The sequence below is a fragment of the Streptomyces sp. NPDC058470 genome (assembly GCF_042721055.1).
In the GTDB taxonomy this organism is placed as follows: Bacteria; Actinomycetota; Actinomycetes; order Streptomycetales; family Streptomycetaceae; genus Streptomyces.
On the sequence record NZ_JBHXMF010000039.1, the window covers coordinates 1 to 2,280 of the forward strand.

Consider the following 2,280-nt stretch of genomic DNA (forward strand, 5'->3'; position numbering starts at 1 on the left):
AACCAGGTCTTGAAGGCCGACGTCACGCAGGGATCCGGATTAACCAACAGCGTCCTTCACGTGCCGGGCCCCTTGCGTTGCCCCGGTTTGTGTTGCCCTCGGCAACCGAAGTCCGTTCATGCCCGGATCGCGCCCGTACTTGTTTACTTTGCGGAAATCCGGGCGTAGCCTCCGATGGAAACCACAGGTTCGGGCATGACTCGGAGGCGAACGGACATGTACGCACCGGAGCGGCAGCAGGAGATCCTCCGGCTCGCCCGTGACGGCGGCCGGGTGGACGTGGTGTCACTGGCCGAGGAGTTCCAGGTCACCGCGGAGACCATCCGCCGGGACCTGAAGACGCTGGACCGCGCGGGCCTCGTACGCCGGGTGCACGGTGGCGCGATACCGGCCGGGCGGCTGGACTTCGAGCCCGACCTCGCCGAGCGCGAGTACACCGCGGCCGACGAGAAGGACCGCGTCGCCCAGGCCGCCGTCGCCGAACTGCCGCACGACGGCACGGTGATCCTGGACGCCGGATCGACGATCGCCCGGCTCGCCGGCGCGGTCCCGCTGGAGGCGACGCTCACCGTGGTCACCCACAGCCTGCCGATCGCGGCCCGTCTCGCGGACCACCCCGGCATCCAACTCCACCTCGTCGGGGGGCGCGTGAGGCACCGTACGCGCGCCGCCGTGGACGCCTGGGCGCTCCGCGCGTACAGCGAGATCCGCGCCGACGTCCTCTTCATCGCGGCCAACGGCTTCTCCGTCTCGTACGGACTGACCACCCCCGACCTCGCCGAGGCCGCCGTCAAACGCGCCACCATGCGCGCCGCGCGCCGTGTGGTGCTGCTCGCCGACTCCTCCAAGCACGGCCAGGAGCACTTCGCCCGCTTCGGCGACCTGAGCGATGTGGACCTGCTGATCACCGACCGCGGGCTGAGCCCGGACAACGCCACCGCCATCGAACGCGGCGGCACCGAAGTGCTGTGTGTCTAGAGCGCTCTGCTTTCTGAGGCGCTGTGTGTTGTGTGTATTGAGCGGCAAGCGGCAAGCGGCAAGCGGCACGTGACCGCTGTGTGTTGAGAAACGAGTGCGCATGATCCTCACCGTCACCCCCAACCCCTCCCTCGACCGTACGTACGAGGTCCCGTCGCTCGACCGCGGCGAGGTCATCCGGGCCACCGGCGAACGCATGGACCCGGGCGGCAAGGGCGTGAACGTCTCGCGCGCGGTCGCAGCCGCCGGGCAGCGCACGGTCGCCGTCCTGCCCCTGGGTGGTGCGCCCGGCGCACTCGTCGCCGCCCTGCTCGACGCGCAGGGCATCGAGGTCGCACCGGTCCCGATAGCCGGAGCCACCCGCTCGAACATCTCGGTCGCCGAACCCGACGGCACCCTGACGAAGATCAACGCGCCCGGCCCGGAACTCTCCGCCACCGAGGCCGAACTCCTCCTGGAAACCGTCCGCTCCCAGTACCGCTCCGGCGAGACCGACTGGATCACCTGCTGCGGCAGCCTGCCGCGGGGGCTCGGGCCTTCCTGGTACGCCGATCTCGTCGCCCGTGCGCATGCGGCGGGCGCCCGGATCGCGCTGGACACCTCAGGTCCCGCGCTGCTCGCGGCGCTGCGCGAGCGGCCCGACCTGGTGAAGCCGAACGCGGAGGAGCTCGCGGAAGCCGTCGGGCGCCCCCTCACCACGGTGGGCGACGCGGTCAAGGCGGCCGAGGAGTTGCGCGAGCTGGGTGCGCGCGCCGTGCTCGCGAGCCTGGGCGCCGATGGTCAGTTGCTCGTGGACGGCGAGGGTGCCTGGTTCGCGAGCGCACGGGTGGACGGCGTACGCAGCAACGTGGGCGCCGGTGACTCCTCACTCGCCGGTTTCCTGATCGCCGGCGGCAGCGGCCCGAAGGCACTGGCCTCCGCCGTCGCCCACGGCGCCGCCGCCGTCCAACTCCCCGGCAGCGTCATGCCGGGCCCAGCCGACCTCGACCCCTCCGCCGTGACGGTCACCTCGGAGATCCCGGTGGACCGCGTACTGACGGAGCCGGCGTCATGACCGCACACCACACCCGGCCGACCGGCCCCGGACGCCCTGGCGGCGGGCGGGCGGGCTCCGTGCTCACGGGTGTCGAAGAGGCGGGCCGTGCGGTTACCGGTCCCGTGCTTACCGGTCCCGTGCTTACCGGTCCCGTGCCTACCGGCCCGGGGTGGGTGGGTCACGTGGTCGCGGGCGGCGGGGAGGTGGGTCACGTGCTCACCGGCTCCGTGCTCACGGGCGGCTGGGAGGCGGGCTCTGTGCTTACC

The 2,280-nt window shown here is 71.9% G+C and carries 3 protein-coding genes; all 3 read left to right on the forward strand.

Annotated elements, in window-relative coordinates; translation table 11 throughout:
* Positions 1-216: 216 nt before the first annotated feature.
* A complete protein-coding gene (locus tag ACFWP7_RS26620; RefSeq protein WP_384385757.1) occupies positions 217-978 on the forward strand; it encodes a DeoR/GlpR family DNA-binding transcription regulator in 762 nt (253 codons plus the stop codon).
* A 100-nt stretch (positions 979-1,078) separates the two neighbouring features.
* Positions 1,079-2,032: a 1-phosphofructokinase gene (gene pfkB / locus ACFWP7_RS26625; RefSeq protein WP_384385760.1), complete on the forward strand. Its 954-nt coding sequence runs from the start codon at positions 1,079-1,081 to the stop codon at positions 2,030-2,032.
* Positions 2,029-2,280, forward strand: a 252-nt coding sequence (locus ACFWP7_RS26630) for a hypothetical protein (protein WP_384385763.1), incomplete at its 3' end; no start/stop codon positions are given. The genes pfkB and ACFWP7_RS26630, both read left to right, overlap by 4 nt.

Excerpts from the sequence above, each read along its gene's own strand:
- pfkB (WP_384385760.1), top strand. The coding sequence starts at position 1,079 with ATGATCCTCACCGTCACCCCCAACCCCTCCCTCGACCGTACGTACGAG.
- ACFWP7_RS26620 (WP_384385757.1), top strand. The coding sequence starts at position 217 with ATGTACGCACCGGAGCGGCAGCAGGAGATCCTCCGGCTCGCCCGTGAC.